General features: G+C 62.6%; 14 protein-coding genes. 10 read left to right on the top strand and 4 right to left on the bottom strand.

Going from position 1 to position 15,562, the window contains the following annotated elements; genetic code table 11:
- Window positions 1-33: 33 nt before the first annotated feature.
- The 3 genes from ISP18_RS17905 to ISP18_RS17895 all read right to left on the bottom strand — a co-directional run bounded on the left by ISP18_RS17905 (window position 34) and on the right by ISP18_RS17895 (window position 3,079).
- Entirely contained in the window at window positions 34-678 is a 645-nt protein-coding gene (locus tag ISP18_RS17905; RefSeq protein ID WP_380015242.1) for a 4'-phosphopantetheinyl transferase family protein, read from the bottom strand.
- Between the two features lie 109 nt (window positions 679-787).
- Window positions 788-2,728: an acetate--CoA ligase gene (gene acs / locus ISP18_RS17900; protein ID WP_380015239.1), complete on the bottom strand. Its 1,941-nt coding sequence runs from the start codon at window positions 2,726-2,728 to the stop codon at window positions 788-790.
- A gap of 129 nt (window positions 2,729-2,857) precedes the next feature.
- Window positions 2,858-3,079, bottom strand: a complete 222-nt coding sequence (locus tag ISP18_RS17895; RefSeq protein WP_380015236.1) for a hypothetical protein — start codon at window positions 3,077-3,079, stop codon at window positions 2,858-2,860.
- 146 nt (window positions 3,080-3,225) lie between these two features.
- On the opposite strand from ISP18_RS17895, the gene ISP18_RS17890 reads away from it, so the two are divergent.
- Together ISP18_RS17890 and ISP18_RS17885 are read left to right on the top strand one after the other, a co-directional pair.
- On the top strand, window positions 3,226-5,415 hold the full coding sequence (locus ISP18_RS17890) for a hypothetical protein (RefSeq protein WP_380015233.1): 2,190 nt from the start codon (window positions 3,226-3,228) through the stop codon (window positions 5,413-5,415).
- A gap of 41 nt (window positions 5,416-5,456) precedes the next feature.
- A complete protein-coding gene (locus ISP18_RS17885; protein WP_380015230.1) occupies window positions 5,457-6,539 on the top strand; it encodes a PA0069 family radical SAM protein in 1,083 nt (360 codons plus the stop codon).
- 59 nt (window positions 6,540-6,598) lie between these two features.
- On the opposite strand, the gene ISP18_RS17880 is transcribed toward ISP18_RS17885, so the two are convergent.
- The gene (locus ISP18_RS17880) at window positions 6,599-8,647 is read right to left on the bottom strand and encodes a prolyl oligopeptidase family serine peptidase (protein ID WP_380015227.1); all 2,049 of its coding nucleotides are present in this window, start codon (window positions 8,645-8,647) and stop codon (window positions 6,599-6,601) included.
- A gap of 130 nt (window positions 8,648-8,777) precedes the next feature.
- On the opposite strand from ISP18_RS17880, the gene xth reads away from it, so the two are divergent.
- The 8 genes from xth to ISP18_RS17840 all read left to right on the top strand — a co-directional run bounded on the left by xth (window position 8,778) and on the right by ISP18_RS17840 (window position 15,542).
- A complete protein-coding gene (xth, locus tag ISP18_RS17875) occupies window positions 8,778-9,560 on the top strand; it encodes an exodeoxyribonuclease III (protein WP_380015224.1) in 783 nt (260 codons plus the stop codon).
- A gap of 6 nt (window positions 9,561-9,566) precedes the next feature.
- Window positions 9,567-10,256, top strand: coding sequence for a YecA/YgfB family protein (locus ISP18_RS17870; RefSeq protein ID WP_380015221.1), 690 nt, complete (start codon window positions 9,567-9,569; stop codon window positions 10,254-10,256).
- 210 nt (window positions 10,257-10,466) lie between these two features.
- Entirely contained in the window at window positions 10,467-11,300 is an 834-nt protein-coding gene (locus tag ISP18_RS17865) for a pirin family protein (protein WP_380015218.1), read from the top strand.
- 288 nt (window positions 11,301-11,588) lie between these two features.
- Window positions 11,589-12,047 carry an SPFH domain-containing protein gene (locus ISP18_RS17860; RefSeq protein ID WP_380015215.1) on the top strand — a complete coding sequence of 153 codons (459 nt, stop codon included), beginning with the start codon at window positions 11,589-11,591 and terminating at the stop codon, window positions 12,045-12,047.
- Window positions 12,048-12,180: 133 nt separating this feature from the next.
- The gene (gene rsmG, locus ISP18_RS17855) at window positions 12,181-12,819 is read left to right on the top strand and encodes a 16S rRNA (guanine(527)-N(7))-methyltransferase RsmG (protein WP_380015891.1); all 639 of its coding nucleotides are present in this window, start codon (window positions 12,181-12,183) and stop codon (window positions 12,817-12,819) included.
- Window positions 12,820-12,893: 74 nt separating this feature from the next.
- On the top strand, window positions 12,894-13,748 hold the full coding sequence (locus tag ISP18_RS17850) for a ParA family protein (protein ID WP_380015212.1): 855 nt from the start codon (window positions 12,894-12,896) through the stop codon (window positions 13,746-13,748).
- A gap of 9 nt (window positions 13,749-13,757) precedes the next feature.
- Complete coding sequence (locus ISP18_RS17845; protein ID WP_380015210.1) at window positions 13,758-14,627, top strand: ParB/RepB/Spo0J family partition protein; 870 nt, start codon at window positions 13,758-13,760, stop codon at window positions 14,625-14,627.
- 192 nt (window positions 14,628-14,819) lie between these two features.
- On the top strand, window positions 14,820-15,542 hold the full coding sequence (locus ISP18_RS17840; protein WP_380015889.1) for a glycosyltransferase: 723 nt from the start codon (window positions 14,820-14,822) through the stop codon (window positions 15,540-15,542).
- Window positions 15,543-15,562 lie beyond the last annotated feature (20 nt).

Below are 15,562 nucleotides of genomic sequence, written 5' to 3'. Positions count from 1 at the left end.
GAACAAAATCGTGGGCCGGACACAGTGCTCCGTTCAGCCGCTGTCGGCAAGTGTCCAGCAGGCAATGGCTTGCGCCGGCCCGCGCCAAGCCAAACTGGCCACATGACTGCTGTCGACCTGCAGTGGATGAAGCTGCCATTGCGCGGGATCGTCGCCATCCAGCCAAATCACTTGGGGGGCCGCAGGCGCCACTGCCAGACGTAGCCGATCCAGTCCGAACGCAATGCCGCGGCCCATCGCTTTGAGCACCGCTTCCTTGCCCGTCCACAGTTGCAGAAAAGCCTGCTCTCGCTCGGTCGCGTCCAATGACGCCAGCGCTGCGGTCTCTTCCGGATGGAAAAATCGATCCGCCAGTTGCATCGCGCGCGCGCGCGGACGAAGACGCTCGATATCGACGCCCGGAGCGACTCTGCGCGCCAACGCAACCAACGCCGTATCGCCACTGTGCGACCAGTTGAACTGCAGCAAGCCATTCCACGGTTCGGCAAGTTCAGGCCGCCCGTGCTTACCATCCACCAGGGCAATGTCCCCCGCAGGCAAGCCCAGATAGATGCCGAGCAATGCGCACAACGGCTCCCGCCGCCACGCTCTTTCGTAGCGAAGCCGCCATACGTGGATCTGATCATTGCCCAGTCCGGCCGCGATGCTTGCGACGTCCTGGCCTAGGGTGGTGCGCATGCGCGCATGCTGCCGAATGGGCCGGAAGTGCACAAGCGTCCGTCAAAGGTAACCGAAACGCGCGTCGCTCCAGTCCTCGCCGGGGCGACGTCAGGCAAGTCTTTGCAACTCAGCGAATCAGCCGTTCTTCGACCAGATTCTTCACCACCGCCGGATCGGCCAGCGTGGAGATGTCGCCCAGCTGATCGGGCTGATTCTCGCCGATCTTGCGCAGAATGCGCCGCATGATCTTGCCCGAACGCGTCTTCGGCAGGCCCGGCGCCCACTGGATGTAATCGGGCGTGGCGATCGGGCCGATTTCCTTGCGCACCCAGGCGACCAGTTCCTTGCGCAGTTCATCGCTACCCTGCTCGCCGGCCACCAGCGTGACATAGGCATAGATGCCTTGTCCCTTGATCTCATGCGGACAGCCGACCACGGCCGCTTCAGCAACTTTCGGGTGTGCCACCAGCGCGCTTTCCACCTCGGCGGTGCCGATGCGGTGGCCGGACACGTTGATCACATCGTCCACGCGGCCGGTGATCCAGTAGTAGCCATCCTCGTCGCGACGCACGCCATCGCCGGTGAAGTAATTGCCGGGATAAGCCTTGAAGTAGGTCTCGATGAAGCGCTCATGATCCCCATACACCGTGCGCATCTGACCGGGCCAGGAATCGGTGATCAGCAGATTGCCCTCGGCCGCGCCTTCCAGCAACGCACCGCCAGCATCCACCACGGCGGGCCTGATGCCGAAGAACGGCAAAGTGGCCGATCCAGGCTTCGCGTCGATAGCGCCGGCCAGCGGCGTGATCAGGATGCCGCCGGTCTCGGTCTGCCACCAGGTATCCACGATCGGGCAGCGCTCGTCGCCCACCACACGGTGATACCACTCCCAGGCTTCCGGATTGATCGGTTCCCCGACTGAACCGAGCAAGCGAAGGCTGGCACGCGAGCACTTTTTCACCGGTGCCTCGCCTTCGCGCATCAGCGCGCGGATCGCGGTCGGCGCGGTGTAGAACAGCGATACCTTGTGCTTGTCCACCACCTGCCAGAAACGGCTGAAATCCGGATAGTTCGGTACACCGTCGAACATCACCGTGGTGGCGCCATTGGCGAGCGGGCCATAGACCACATAGCTGTGACCGGTCACCCAGCCTACGTCGGCCGTGCACCAATAGACGTCGTCGTCGCGCAGGTCGAACACCAGCTCGTGCGTGAAACTCGCATACACCAGGTAGCCACCAGAGGTGTGCAGCACACCCTTGGGCTTGCCGGTGGAGCCGGAGGTGTAAAGGATGAACAACGGATGTTCTGCTTCCATCGGTTCGGCCGGGCAGTCGGCCGACTGCCCTTCCATCAGCACGTGGTAGTAACGATCGCGCGGGGACTGCATCGGTACCGCAGAGCCGGTACGGCGCACCACGATCACCGTCTCCACGCTATTGGTGCCTGGGCGCTCCAGCGCCGCATCCACGTTCGCCTTCAACGGAATCTTCTTGCCGCCACGCAAGCCCTCGTCCGCCGTCACCACGGCCTTTGCAGTGGAATCGGCGATGCGGCCGGCCAGCGAATCGGGCGAGAAGCCGCCGAATACCACCGAATGAACCGCACCGATGCGCGCGCAGGCCAGCATGGCCACCGCTGCCTCCGGGATCATCGGCATGTAGATCGCCACGCGATCGCCCTTCTTGATGCCCAAATGTTTCAGCGTATTGGCGAACTTGCACACTTCCGCATGCAGTTCGCAGTAGGTGATGCGTCGCGATTCGGAAGGATCGTCGCCTTCGAAGATGATCGCGGTCTTGTCACCACGAGTGGCCAGATGACGATCCAGACAGTTGGCCGATACATTGAGCTGTCCGTCGTCGTACCAGCGGATGTGCAGGTTGCTTGGATCGTAGGAAACGTCGCGAATGCGCGTGGGCTTCTTCACCCATTCCAAGCGCTCGCCAATGCGGCCCCAGAAACCCTCGGGATCCTTCACCGACTCGGCGTACTGGCGTTCGTATTCCTCTTTGCGAATGCGCGCCTTGGCGGCAAAGGCGGGATCGACCGGATAAACCTTTGACATGTTTGCCTCCTGCTCGCCGGCCTACCGGGAGCGCACTCGGTGAATAATCGCGCGCGGCGCCTTCGCGCCGTGTGAACCGTCCGAGTGTAGCGTTTGGATGGCTAAACCGACAAAGCTGCAGTGCAGCATTTAGGTCTGCGGAGGATTTTCCTGCTTCGGCGGGCGCTTAGGCAGATCAAGCATGATCTCTGGTTGCGCATTGGCTTCGATGCGTGCTTGCGCAAACCCCAGTGCGGTGGCAATGACGCCGACAAAGCCCGCGAACAGCCAGAACGCCAGGGCGCCGGCGCTGTGGCGCGTAAAGCAGATCACCCACGACAGCAACGTCGCGAACAGCAGCAACCAGCGCATGACAGGCCTCTACAACAGATTCCCCCTGAGACGAGCCCATCATACGCTGCCAACCTCCGCCGGAACTGCGATCCTATCCACCGGCCCGACACATGCCATATCCGTAATATGGGCGCCCATCGGACATGGCCGGGGAAAAGGGAACGATGGCTGAGCAGAATCCGTCCACCTCCGTGACGCAACGCGCGCGGCTCGTCTGGCTGAATGTCGTCGATTGGCTGGCCATCGGTCTGGATCACTGCAAACCGGTTCGCGTCTCCCTGCTAGTGCTGGCCTTTGCCGGCATCGTCATTACCAATGTTGATCAAGCTACAGAGCTGTTTCTGATTGCCATGTGGGCCGATCCCAGCAGCACGCGCTATGTGTTTCTGCTGGCGACCAGCGCACTGGCCGGGCTCGCAGTCTGGTACACCGCGCACAATGCGTACCGCCTGACCTATCCGCGCTGGCCTGCCCTGCAGGACCCGCGTGCCGCCAAGCTACGGCAGTGGATACCGCGGTTGCTGGGCATTCTCGTGCCGCTGCTGGTGGTGTTCGGGTACCTGATGGCGCTGCGGAGCACGCCACACCCGGTTTGCGCCACGCATGCGCAATGCCTGCGCCGTGACTGGCGTACTGCGGGCCTGCTCATTGTGGCGGCAGCCATGATCGTGTTCTTCATCGGAAGGGAAAAAGTGTTGCAGGCTGTGGCCGAGCGCACAGAGAAGCCCATCGAGCCGCGTGTGGCATCCATTGCCACCCTCGGCACCACACCGTTGAGCGTGTTCCTCGCCGTGCTGATCTTGAACGTGCTGCTCACCGTGCTGGTGGCATTTCAGCCACGCCAGTTCGATGGCATGGGCTCGTTGGCGGTGCTGCTGCTAAGCGGCAGCTTTTTCTGCATGACTGGCGGATTTCTGTGCATGCTCGCCGACCGGCGCGGCGTGCCGCTGCTGAGCCTGCTGGTGCTGATGGCGGTGAGCCTGCACGCGCTGCATCTTAACGACAACCACCGCGTGCGCCAGTACCCGGCGATGAGCACGCACCAGCAACCCGCACCCGCGCCGGCCGATCATCGACCGGACTTCGACAGCTACGCCAAAGCCTGGTTGCAAAGCCGCTGCACACTGCATCAAAGCTGCCCGGTCATCATGGTTTCCACCGAAGGCGGCGGCCTGCGCAGCGCGGCGTGGACCGCGATGGTGCTGACCCGATTCACCGCGCTCATCGATCAGGCCATGCCGCCAAACGGCACAGAGCCCATGTTCGAGCGCTACTTGTTCGCGGGTAGCGGCGTATCCGGCGGCAGCCTCGGCATGGCGACCTACGTCGCAGCGCTGCAGGTAGCGCCCCAGACGGGCATAGCTGCGCAAGGCCGCGCCGAGAATATGCTCGATCACGACTTCCTCGCGCCGGTGATGGCGAACGCTTGGTTCATCGATTTCACGCAACGCTGGCTGCCGGGTGCCTTGTTCGACGATCGCGGCCGCGCGCTCACGCGTGCCTGGGAGCAGGCGACGCAGGAACAAGGTACCGATGTGTTAGCCGAGCCATTCGCTGCGCTGTACGAAAACGAACGCGGCGACGTAAGCACGAACGTGCCTGCGCTGTTCTTCAATAGCACCACCGTGGGACAGGGTTGGCGCTTCGTGCAGCATCCGTTTCGGCCGTTCGCGCACAGCCCCTGGACGACTGCCTACGACGGCGCGCACTGGCTGGATCCGCGTATTCCCCTCAGCGAGGTGGTGCTCAACAGCGCGCGCTTCACCTACCTGAGCCCTGCAGGTACGTTGCAAACGGCAGCCAATGCTTCGCTTTCGCCGGCGACCTTCCAATTGGCGGATGGCGGTTATTTCGAGAATTCGGCTGCGACCACACTACTTGAATTGATGCAGCACCTGCGTGCGATCGCCGCAGCGCAGGGACAACCGATGCATTTCATCGTGCTGCACATCAGCAACGATCCCAGCCTGCACGATTTCGTCGATGCACACGATCCCGGCCGGCCGTTGCCCTTTTACTCGGTCGCCTGCCCGCGGACGCCCAGTCCCACCGAACAGCACAGTTATGGTGAGGCGACGGCGCCACTGGTCGCGTTGCTGGACACGCGCGATGCACGTGGCGAATACGCCCGATCGCAACTGCTGGCATCGCTGCAGGTCAACACGGCCGATCCCGGCAGTGGCGACGTGCTCTGGCATATGCGTCTTTGTCCCGGCAATTATCCGCTCCCGCTCGGCTGGACCATTTCTCCGCCAGTGTTCGAGGAAATGCATCGTCAGTTGGAACTCAACTATCCCCTGGCTGCCATGGGCGCGTGGTTGACGCAGCAGATCAAAGCGGCGAGACAACGTTAAGTGTCGCACCGGTTGAGATGGCCGCGGCGCATCATGGTGCGATGGCAGATTTTCCTCATGCATTCAAAGGTCGTGGTGCTGCGTCCAATCCGGAAGGGCGCTTCGAAAGCATCCGTCATCATGCCGAAGACGACGGCTGGCAGCATGCCGTGCTGGATGAAGAACGTCCGCGCCCGCGCACCGAGGTGACCGAAGAGCAAGCGCGCAGCGTCATCACGCGCAACGATTCGCCGGATCTGTCTTTCACGCAGGCGATGAATCCGTACCGCGGATGTGAACACGGCTGCATTTATTGCTTTGCGCGGCCCAGCCACAGTTATTTGAATCTATCGCCCGGCCTGGATTTCGAAACCAAGCTGCGCGCCAAGAGCAATCTCGCCGAGGTGCTGCGCGCGGAGCTGGCCAAGCCGAGTTATGTCGTCGACCCGATCAATATCGGCAGCAATACCGACCCTTATCAACCGATCGAGAAAAAGTGGCGCATTACGCGTGCTGCGCTGGAGGTGTTGGCCGAATGCCATCACCCTTGCACCATTGTCACCAAGAACGCGCTGGTGGAACGCGATCTCGATATTCTGGCGCCGATGGCGCGCGAACGGCTGGTGCAGGTGTTCGTCTCGGTGAATTCACTGGACAATCACCTGGCAGCGAAGCTTGAACCGCGTGCGAGTGCACCGCATCGCCGCCTGAAAGCCATTCGCGCGCTGGCCGAAGCCGGCGTGCCGGTGGGCGTATTGGTGGCACCGATTATTCCGGCCCTGAACGATCGCGACATGGAAGCCGTGCTCGAACAGGCCGCCGATGCCGGAGCAAGTTGTGCGGGCTATACCGTGCTTCGATTGCCCTACGAATTGAAAGCGCTGTTTCGCGAATGGCTTGAGCTGCATGCACCACAGCGCGCCGTGCATGTAATGAGCCTTGTGCAACAGCTCAATGGTGGCAGGGATTACGACAGCAACTTCGCCACACGTATGCGCGGCCAAGGTGTGTTTGCGCAACTGCTGCGCCGTCGTTTCGACGTGACCTGCCGTCGCCACAACTTTGGCCGAGCGCGCGAGTTGCAGTTGGATACATCGCGCTTTGTGCCGCCACGCAAACCATCACCGCAGGGTGAGTTGTTCTGACGCCGCTATGGTGCGGTAGGTGGGGTGAGCCCCGGATTTGATCCGGGCCGAACCCCAACCTATTGCGGCAGATATTTCTCGAACCAGTTCAAAGCACGCTGCAACACATCGCGCTGGTTCGCCGGGTTGTTAAAGTGATGTCCTTCGTTCGGATACACCACCAGTGATGTCGGCACGCCAAGCGTACGCAATGCGTGCCAGTATTCGAACGATTGCGGCGCAGGACATTCTGCATCGCGCTCGCCTACCACGATCAGCGTGGGTGTTTTCACCTTCTTGATGACGTTGATCGCCGAGCTCTTCGCATACACCGCGGGATCGTCGTACACGGATGCACCGAAGAACGGAATCATCCACTGGTCGATCAGGTTCTGGCCGTAATAGCTCTGCCAGTTGGCAATACCCGCGCCTGCCACCACTGCGCGGAAGCGCTGCGTCTGCGTGGGCGCGAACATGCTCATGAAGCCGCCATAGCTCCAGCCGGTGAGGCCGAGGCGGTGGTCGTCCACCGGAACTTTCTTTTCTACTGCATCCACACCGGCAAGCGTGTCGCGCAGGTCGCCGTAACCGAAATCCTTACGATTGGCCTGCACGAACGCTTCGCCCTGGCCATAACTGCCGCGCGGATTGGTCATGAATACGAAATAGCCGAGCGCAGAAAACGGCACCGCGCCGTAACCCACCGATGGCCAACGCGGCATCACCGCGGCGGAAGGGCCACCATGCACATTCACCACCATCGGGTAGCGCTTGCTGGGATCGTAGTTGGCCGGGTACACCAGCCATCCCTGCACGTGGAACCCTTCGTTGTTCCACTCGACCGATTCGGCTTTGCCCCAGCTCGGTTTCAGCTCCGCGTTGATGGCCGTAACGGCATGCGGCATGCCATCGCCAACCGGGCCGGCATAAACCTCGGGCGCTACGTCCAGGGAAGATTGCTCAAAGGCCACATAGCGATGATCGGCGGAGAATGAAAGTCCCAGCATGGCGCTGCCGTCGCCTCCATAGCCCGGTTCGGTGAACAGTACTCGCTGCTGTTGCGCGCGATCAGCCTGCACCGAGTACTCCGCCAGCTGCGCGCTGCCGTTGCTAACTTGGTTGACCAGCAGCGATTGCGGCGACGTCCAGGTGAACCACGACGGTGTGACGTGAATACCCGACGTAAGATTGACCGGCGCGCCGCCGGATGCGGACACGCTGTAGATATCGCCACCCGTGGAACCCTGATCGCTCATCAAGCCACCGATGAAAGCAATGCGCGAACCATCCGGTGACCAGCGCGGCAGCGCAATCTGCAAGCCATGCAACGGTCCGCTCACGGTGTTCGGATCTACCGCCGACTTGCGCGACGCATTCGGTTGCGCGCCCTGCACATAGAGCTGCGCGATCCACCAGTTGTTGTCGCCCGGCGTCGGTGCGGCGACATAGGCGACGCGCGCGCTATCCGGCGCCCAGGAAAATTCATAGACATAGCTGCCGCCTGGCGTGATTTGCTGCAAGGCCCCACCCTGTGCCGGCAGCGTGGCGATGCGCTGCACCTCAATGCCTTCCACACCGATTTCGCCGATCGAGGGTTTCGCCGCGGCCAATGCGCTGGCGCGGCGCGTGGCGCCTTCCACGTAAAGGAAGGCCAGCGTCTTGCCATCCGGGGACCAGCTCAGCGCATGCGCGTAGCCATTGAGACGGGACAAGTGGAACGGCTTGGCCTGCGCTTGCGTGTCGAGCATGTAGACATCCGGCTGCTTGCTGCCGCCCATGCCGGCGCGAGTGCTGGCGCAATTGGACAGAAATGCCAAGTGCTGCGAATCCGGTGCCCAGGCCACGCCGTACTCGCTGCATTCGCCAGGCTTGGTAGCCAGACCGACGCTGTGCGCCTGCTTGCCATCTGCATCCGCCAGCATGATGCCCGGTTTGCCCTGGGTCTCCACTACCCAGGCGAGCTGATGCCCATCCGGCGACAGCGCCACTTCATTGATGTCGCGCACTTTGCCCAACTGGGTGAGCAGCGCTTCGATACGCGGATCGGTGGCGTCGCGCGTATCGGCCAGTGCGACCGGGGCGATCAAGGCAGCCATGAGCGGCAACAGCAAACGGGAGGGTTTGAGCATGACGGTACGTTTCGCGGACACGGAAAAGCCCAAACCTAGCAGCTATCCCCCGCGTACCCATGTGCATGAAGGCACCCGTCCGAGGACGGACCGTCCGTACGCGTCAATTTCATCCCGTACAATCCCGCGCATGAAGATCGCCTCATGGAACGTGAACTCGCTGAAGGTGCGCATTCCGCACCTCACCCAGTGGCTGGCCGACGCGCGCCCGGACGTGGTGGCGCTGCAGGAAACCAAGCTGGAAGACACCAAGTTTCCGGTCGATGAACTGGCCGCCGCCGGCTACCAGGCGGTGTACGCCGGTCAGAAAACCTACAACGGCGTGGCGATCCTGGCCCGCAATGACACCGGGCTGGCGTTCGAGGACGTGGTTACCGATATCCCGGGCCTGGACGATCCGCAGCGGCGCATTCTTGCGGCCACCATCGGCGGCGTGCGCGTGGTCGATCTCTACGTAGTCAACGGCAAGGCCGTGGGCGATGAAAAATACGCCTACAAGCTCCACTGGCTGGAACGCGTAAAGGACTTTCTGGCGGAAGAAATCCAGCGCCACCCCAAGCTGGTGGTGTTGGGCGATTTCAACATCGCGCCGGACGACCGCGACGTCTACGACCCGGTGAGCTGGGGCGAGGAAGTGCTGTGTTCCCCGCCCGAGCGGGCGGCCCTCAAAGCCATCAAGGAGCTGGGCCTGCACGATAGCTTCCGGCTGTTTGAACAGGGTGACGGCCATTACAGTTGGTGGGACTACCGGCAGGGCGCGTTCCGGCGCAACATGGGCTTGCGCATCGACTTGATCCTGCTTGGCGATACCCTGAAATCCTCGGCTAGGGGCGCCGCCATCGACCGCGAACCGCGGCGCTGGGAGCGACCCTCCGATCACACTCCGGTCACGGTAGACCTGGACATTGATTGAATGACGATGAGCGATAGCGATACCAAGACCAACTGGCCCAGTTCCCTGGACGACCGCGAGCTCGATGAGCTGGACGCCTACCTACGCACGCACGCCCAGGAGAGCGAAGGCCATCTGCTGCTCGACGGGGTGCACGGCCTGCTCAGCGCGCTGGCCGTCGGGCCCACGCAAGTGCTGCCGGAGGAATGGCTGCCCGAAGTGCTGCACGAACCGTTCGCTGACGAAGCCGAAGGCAATCGTGTGCTCGCCCTGCTGGCCAAGCTCAACGATTCGATCAGTGCCGAGCTCGACGTGGACGCCTACGAACCGATCCTCGGCGAAGTGGATACCGAAGCCGGCCCGGTACTTTCCGCCGCCGGCTGGTGCGAAGGTTTCAGCCGCGGCATCGACCTGCGCGCGCTGCTGTGGGAAAAGCGCCTGGCCGACGATCCGTCGCTGATGGAATTGCTCGGCCCGGTGATGGCGCTGGCCGTGGACGAAGGCATCCTCAGCGCCGAGGCCGAGTTCGAGAAACTCACCGACGACGAATACGACGATTGCCTGGCGCAGCTGCCCGCCGTGCTGGCAACCGTGAACCATTACTGGTTCGAGCACCCGGCCACCGAAGCGGAACTCGATGCGCTCAGCCGCGCCGACCAGACCAAGAGTGAACCTCATGCGCCGCCGCGCCATCGCAGCGGGCATTGGGTGCATTGATGAAAGCTGGGAACGGGGAATAGGAAACGGGGAACATCAGCTTTGCGGTTTCGTGTCAAAGAGCCGAACGCTCAACTTGCATCGCACTACACGTTCCCTGTTCCTCGTTCCCTGTTCCTCGCCTGGAACAGTCCGTTCGCACCGCCCCACTTGGGCTGATGCTCCGGCGCAACCATCATGTGCGCCAGATCCTTCTCATCGGAGCAAGCCATGACCGAACGCAGCATTCTTCGCCGCATCCGCGGCACCGACACCTCCGACGGAGCGGGGGTGAAGCTCAAGCGCATCATCGGCCAGCCGGGGCTGGACATGCTCGATCCGTTCCTGCTGCTGGACGAATTCCGTTCCGATGAGGCGGGCGACTATATCGCCGGCTTTCCCGAGCATCCCCATCGCGGCTTCGAAACCGTCACGTACATGCTCGCGGGACACATGCAGCACGGCGACAACCACGGCAATCGCGGCGATCTCAAGCCCGGCAGCGTGCAATGGATGACCGCTGGCCGAGGCATCCTGCATTCGGAAATGCCGCAGCAGGAAAACGGTCTGATGTGGGGCTTCCAGCTATGGGTGAACCTGCCGGCCAAGGACAAGATGACCGCCCCGCGCTACCAGGACATCGATCCGGAGCGGATTCCGGTGGTACATCCGGCCGAAGGGGTGACGGTGAAGGTCATCGCGGGCCACCTGGGTGACGCTACGGGTCCAGTGTCAGGAATTGTCACCTCGCCTGTATACCTGGACATCGCGGTCGAGGCAGGTGCTGGCATCGAGATTCCGCTGCCGGAAGACCATCACGCATTCGCCTATGTCTTTGATGGCAGCGATGCGCAGGTGGCCGGCGACAAGCTTTCGCGCAGCGAGTTGGCGGTACTGTCCAAGGGCACCAGCGTGCGCATCGCCGGCCGCGAAACCCCAGCGCGTGTGCTGTTGGTGGCGGGTCAACCACTACAGGAGCCGGTAGCGCGCTACGGCCCGTTCGTGATGAACACGCCCGAACAGATCCACCAGGCCATTGCCGATTTCCGCGACGGCAAGTTCTAAACCGCAACAAGCACTTCAGCCACCCCGTCGCCCTGCCGATAGAGATATCGGCGGGGCGATGTGCGTTGGGTCACGGTACGAATCGAGGGGCGATTTTTCGTTGGCTCGCGGCATAGACGATGCATCTTCCCAGTGCCAGCAACCGTTAAGGATTTGCTGACGAAAGGGGTTGCGGAACTGAAATTCGTGTCGTTAAATTGACATTAATCCTGGCACCTTCATGTGCCTGTAGAATGATGCTCCGTAAAGTTTTTAGAAATCGTAGCTAACCACTTGTTTTAACAGACCATGACCGTCCTGACCCTCACCTTGATCGTCGTTTTCTCCCTCGCCGCAGTGGCGGTGAAGCGCGTGCCGGCGGGTCAGGTCTACAGTCTCTATCGCTACGGCAAGCAAGTGCGTCTGTTGCAGCCGGGTACCCACGTGGTGCTGCCGCTGCTGGATCGCGTAGGGCATCGCATCGACCTCGGCGGCCGTGTGCTGCGCTTCGACGCTTCCCTCGCCGAAACCGCACCGGTGCAAGGCACCGTTTACTGGCAGGTGCTGGAGCCCGAGCGCGCCGACGCGGTCATCGAGCAGGCCGACCAATTGATTCGCCACAGCGCGCTCGACGCGCTGCAAGCGGAGACGGAAGCCGATCAGCAAGAACGTCTCCAAATGGCTGCCCGCCTCAAGTCCAGCCTCAATCAGCAGCTGCGCGAGCGCGGCGTGATGGTCACTCGCGTGGAACTGGACGCCGCCGCCTAAACAAGAAGATCTGGCCAGGTCGCCCAAGAAGCACCGGCTCAGGGGAATCTGAGAAGTTCGACCCGCTGCGGCGGGTCTTCTTTTATCTGCAGCGCGTGGAGATACTGCGCGGCTGCGCTCCCAAGGAATCATGATGACCGACCGCTCTGCCCTGCAAATCCAGCTCGAACAGGGCATCGCCAAGCTCGGTCTGACCTTGCCGGCAAACGCCGTGCCGCGTCTGCTCGATTATCTCGCCTTGCTGGAGCGTTGGAACGCGGCCTACAACCTCACCGCCATTCGCGATCCGGCGGAAATGGTGACACGGCACTTGCTCGATTCGCTGGCGATCCTCCCCTACGTGCAGGGCCAGACGCTGGCGGACCTCGGCACCGGCCCGGGCCTACCGGGTATTCCACTGGCCATCGCCGCGCCGGGCCGGCAGGTGCTGCTGGTGGATTCCAACGGCAAGAAGGTCCGCTTCCTGCGCGAGGCGATTCGCGCGCTGAAGCTGGAAGGCGTGCGCGCCCTGCAAGCGCGCGTGGAAGAGGTGGAAGGCCAGTTCGATTGCATCACCGCGCGCGCCTTCGCCAGCTTGGCGGACATGTTCGCCTGGGGCGGCCACTTGCTGGCGCCGGGCGGCGTGTGGCTGGCGATGAAGGGCAAGCCGCCAGAGGATGAGCTGGCTGGCGTGCCGCAGGCATTCATCGTGCGCGGCATCCACACGCTGGCGGTGCCGGGGCTGGGGTCGGCGGAGCGGCATCTGGTGGTGCTTGAGCACGCAAGCCCTTGAATACAGCAGGCCGTTTCGCCCCCTTCCTGCTAATCTAGCCGCCTTTCGAACACACGCACGGTACCGGACGAGACATGGCCCGTATCATCGCTGTCGCCAACCAGAAAGGTGGCGTCGGCAAAACCACTACCGCTGTCAATCTCGCCGCCGCACTCGCTGCGGCGAAGCGCAAAGTGCTGCTGATCGATCTCGATCCGCAGGGCAACGCGACGATGGCATCCGGCGTGAACAAACACGAAGCCTCGCCGAGCGGTTGCGAAGTGCTACTCGCCGAGGCGCCGATCGAGCAAGCCATCGTCAGCACCGAAGCGCATTACGATCTCTTGCCTGGCAATGGCGATCTCACCGCTGCCGAACTCAAGCTGATGGACGCGCTCGCGCGCGAGAACCGGCTCAAGGAACAGCTCGCGAAAGTTGCCGGCAACTACGACATCATCCTGGTCGACTGCCCGCCCACGCTGCATCTGCTCACCGTGAACGCGCTCACTGCAGCGACTAGCCTATTGATTCCCGTGCAATGCGAATACTTCGCGCTGGAAGGTCTTTCCAGTCTGCTCGATACGGTGAAAGCCGTGCGCCAGCACTTGAATCCACAGTTGGAAATCGAAGGTCTGCTGCGCACCATGTACGACGTGCGCAACAACCTCGGCAATGAAGTGTCGGCGCAGCTTACCCAGCATTTCGGTGACAAAGTGTTGCGCTCGATCATTCCGCGCAACGTGCGCCTGGCCGAAGCACCCAGCCATGGCCAGCCGATTCATCTGTACGACCGCAGCTCGCGCGGCGCCATCGCCTACATCGGGCTCGCCGGTGAAATCATCCGCCGCGAACGCGGTTCGCAAGCGGCCATCGCGGCGTTGCATGCCATGCACGGCGACGCCCCCGAGGAGTCCTCGGTCGAAGCGTCGGCACATCTGGATCAGGAGTAAGCACTCAGCATGTCTGCCGCGAAGAAACGTGGATTGGGACGCGGGCTCGATGCCCTGCTCGGCGGCGGCGACACCGGCGCACCGTCGGTGATCGAACAGGAAGGCGAACTGCGCTCGCTGCCCATCCAATACATCCAGCCTGGCAAATACCAGCCGCGCCGCCATTGGAACGATGAAGCGCTGGACGAACTGGCCGCCTCGATTCGCGCCCAAGGTTTGATCCAGCCGGTGGTGGTGCGCGCCATCGGCAAGAACAGCTATGAGCTGATCGCTGGTGAACGACGCTGGCGCGCGGCGCAACGCGCGCAGCTCAGCGAGATTCCCGCGCTGGTGAAGGACGTGCCTGAAATGGCCGTGCCGGCAATGGCGCTGATCGAAAACATTCAGCGCCAGGATCTCACCCCGCTGGAAGAAGCCGACGCCATCAAGCGGCTGATCGACGATTTCGACCTCACGCACCAGCAGGCCGCCGACGCGGTAGGCCGCTCGCGTGCCGCGGTATCCAACATGCTGCGCCTGATCGATCTGCCCGCTTCCATCAAGCGGCTGCTCGACGACGGCAAACTGGAAATGGGTCACGCCCGCTGCCTGCTCACGCTGCCCGAATACCAGGCCGAAGCGCTGGCGTTGGAAGCGGCGCGCAACAGCTGGAGCGTACGCGAACTCGAAGATGCCGCGCGCAAAGCGCAGACCGCACCGAAGGGCAAGGCCAAGAGTGCGCCTGCGCGCGACCCGAACATCGATGCGCTGGAACGCGAACTGGCTGATCGCTTCGCCACCAAGGTGGAAGTCGCGCATGGCCGCGGTGGTCGCGGCAAGCTGGTGATCCATTACCACAGCAATGATGAGCTGGATGGGATTCTGGGCAAGCTGCGCTAATTAAAGTGCGCAGCGCAATTAACTCCCTCCCCTGCTTGCAGGGGAGGGTTGGGGTGGGGTCAGGCACTTGCCGCAAACTTTCCCGCAAGTGTTCACCCCCTCCCAACCTCCCCCTGCAAGCAGGGGGAGGGGCCTGATGGCTGCGGTTACTGGGCCATGGCGTAAAACAATTCAAAATTCGCATCAAAGGCTATCTCCATGCCGCAACTCTCCGTCGTCGTGCCCGTCTTCAACGAACGCGACAACATCCCGCCGCTGCTCGCCGAAATCGCCGCCACACTGCGCGGCAAGCTGGACTTCGAGATCGTCTACGTCGACGACGATTCCAGCGACGACAGCCGCGCGGTGCTGCAGGCCCAGAAGGCAAGCTATCCGGAACTGCGCGTGCTACACCACGTTACGCGCAGCGGACAGAGCACAGCAGTATGGAACGGCGTGCACGCAGCGCGCGCGCCATGGATCGCCACGCTGGACGGCGACGGCCAGAACAATCCGGCTGACATCCCCAACCTGCTCGCCGCGCGCGATGCGGCCAGTGCGGACGTAAAACTGCTCGCCGGCTGGCGCACCACGCGCCGCGACAGCTTCAACAAGCGCATCTCTTCCAAGATCGCCAACGCGGTGCGCTCGCGCATGTTGCGTGACGCCACGCCGGACACCGGTTGCGGCCTCAAGCTGTTCGAGCGCCAGGTTTTCTTGCGTCTGCCCTACTTCGATCACATGCACCGCTACTTGCCGGCGCTGGTGAAGCGCGCCGGATTCCACAGCCAGAGCGTGCCGGTGGGACATCGCCCGCGCACGGCCGGCACATCCAAGTACGGCATGCTCGATCGCCTGTGGGTGGGTATTGCCGACTTGCGTGGCGTAGCCTGGCTGATGCGTCGGGCTAAGGTAACTCGCGTCGAAGAACTTTAGAAAGCGATCACATCGCCTGG

Source organism: Dyella humi (assembly GCF_044904605.1).
Lineage (GTDB): Bacteria > Pseudomonadota > Gammaproteobacteria > Xanthomonadales > Rhodanobacteraceae > Dyella_B > Dyella_B humi.
The sequence above is the reverse complement of the archived record's forward strand: the minus strand, read 5'-3'. Positions and strand labels throughout refer to the sequence as shown.

Bases quoted from the DNA above. Each gene is read 5' to 3' on its own strand.
- ISP18_RS17895 (WP_380015236.1), bottom strand. From the start codon at position 3,079: ATGCGCTGGTTGCTGCTGTTCGCGACGTTGCTGTCGTGGGTGATCTGC.
- xth (WP_380015224.1), top strand. From the start codon at position 8,778: ATGAAGATCGCCTCATGGAACGTGAACTCGCTGAAGGTGCGCATTCCG.
- ISP18_RS17880 (WP_380015227.1), bottom strand. From the start codon at position 8,647: ATGCTCAAACCCTCCCGTTTGCTGTTGCCGCTCATGGCTGCCTTGATC.
- ISP18_RS17850 (WP_380015212.1), top strand. From the start codon at position 12,894: ATGGCCCGTATCATCGCTGTCGCCAACCAGAAAGGTGGCGTCGGCAAA.
- ISP18_RS17860 (WP_380015215.1), top strand. From the start codon at position 11,589: ATGACCGTCCTGACCCTCACCTTGATCGTCGTTTTCTCCCTCGCCGCA.
- ISP18_RS17865 (WP_380015218.1), top strand. From the start codon at position 10,467: ATGACCGAACGCAGCATTCTTCGCCGCATCCGCGGCACCGACACCTCC.
- ISP18_RS17870 (WP_380015221.1), top strand. From the start codon at position 9,567: ATGAGCGATAGCGATACCAAGACCAACTGGCCCAGTTCCCTGGACGAC.
- ISP18_RS17905 (WP_380015242.1), bottom strand. From the start codon at position 678: ATGCGCACCACCCTAGGCCAGGACGTCGCAAGCATCGCGGCCGGACTG.
- ISP18_RS17890 (WP_380015233.1), top strand. From the start codon at position 3,226: ATGGCTGAGCAGAATCCGTCCACCTCCGTGACGCAACGCGCGCGGCTC.
- acs (WP_380015239.1), bottom strand. From the start codon at position 2,728: ATGTCAAAGGTTTATCCGGTCGATCCCGCCTTTGCCGCCAAGGCGCGC.
- ISP18_RS17885 (WP_380015230.1), top strand. From the start codon at position 5,457: ATGGCAGATTTTCCTCATGCATTCAAAGGTCGTGGTGCTGCGTCCAAT.
- ISP18_RS17845 (WP_380015210.1), top strand. From the start codon at position 13,758: ATGTCTGCCGCGAAGAAACGTGGATTGGGACGCGGGCTCGATGCCCTG.
- rsmG (WP_380015891.1), top strand. From the start codon at position 12,181: ATGACCGACCGCTCTGCCCTGCAAATCCAGCTCGAACAGGGCATCGCC.